This window comes from bacterium (assembly GCA_040757115.1).
GTDB lineage: Bacteria > UBA9089 > CG2-30-40-21 > CG2-30-40-21 > SBAY01 > JBFLXS01.
Genome location: JBFLYA010000449.1, coordinates 1 through 1,181 on the forward strand (window position 1 = coordinate 1; position 1,181 = coordinate 1,181).

Sequence of the window (1,181 nt, forward strand, 5' to 3'; positions counted from 1 at the left end):
TGATCCTACCCCTAAAAGTGCAACAAAAAGTTAAGCAACCTTTTTATTAATTATATCGTTATTTTTTTCTTCAAACTCCCCAGGTGATAAATATCCGATTGTTGAATGAAGTCTTACTCTGTTGTAAAATATTTCAATGTACTCAAATATACTTTTCTTTGCTTCTTCTCTCGTTTTGTAATTATTCCAATGCGTTAACTCTGTTTTGAGCGTATGGAAAAATGATTCCGTAACAGCATTGTCGTAGCAATTGCCCGTTGAACTCATCGACTGGATAATTGAGTTCTCTTTAAGCATTGTTCTGACTTCAGCGCTCGTATATTGGCTGCCTCTGTCTGAATGGAATATTACTGCTTCAACTTTTTCTCTTTGGGTTATGGCCATCTGTAATGATTTTGTTACTAACTCAGATGATATTTTGCTACCCGTAGACCAGCCGATTATTTTACGGGAATATATATCCATTACAACGCACAAATACAGCCAGCCTTCGCAAGTCCATAAATAAGTTATATCACTTGTCCAGATTTTGTTCTTGCTCGATGAACTGAAATTCTGATTAAGTAGGTTTTTATTGAACTCGGCTCCTTTGTTTTGATGCGTTGTCTTCTTATACCTTCTTTTCGTCTTTGCCTTGATTTTATTTATCCGCATTAACCTAGCTACTCGTTTTTTGTTCACCAATATCCCAACTCTTCTAAGCGATGATGTTATCCTCGGTACTCCATAATTACCACGGCCTATCGTATAATAATATTTTATCTGCTCAAGAAGTTTTAACTCTTCGCTTCTTTTCTGAGTTACCTGACGGTTTAGCCAACGGTGATAACTTGATCGGCTTATTCCTAATACCTTGCTGCATAAACCGATTCCATATTGCTTTCTGTTCTCTTTTATAAACATATACTTCACCCTCCGACTTTCGTGAAGTATGCTATGGCTTTTTTTAAAATGTCTCGCTCCATTGTCATATCATGAAGCTCTTTACGTAACTTTCTCAATTCTTCGTCTTCCGGCTTTTGGTGACCTTTACCGGGGAATGAATTCTCTTGGTCTTCAAGGTAAGCCCTCTTCCAGTTATGAAGCGAGTTCTCATTTACTCCTAAATCCCGAGCTACACTGGCAGTTGATTTGCCGCCCTCCAATATCAGTTTTACTGCCGATATCTTAAACTCTTTGTC

General features: G+C 37.6%; 1 protein-coding gene. It reads right to left on the reverse strand.

Features of this window, described 5'->3' with window-relative positions:
- Positions 1–30 precede the first annotated feature (30 nt).
- Positions 31–1,181, reverse strand: a protein-coding gene (locus AB1422_19560) for an IS3 family transposase (GenBank protein ID MEW6621499.1) whose coding sequence is annotated in 2 segments (ribosomal slippage) — positions 31–926 and positions 926–1,181 — 1,152 coding nt annotated over the 2 segments. Because the reading frame shifts where the segments join, the coding sequence is not laid out codon by codon here. This gene is flagged as partial in the annotation.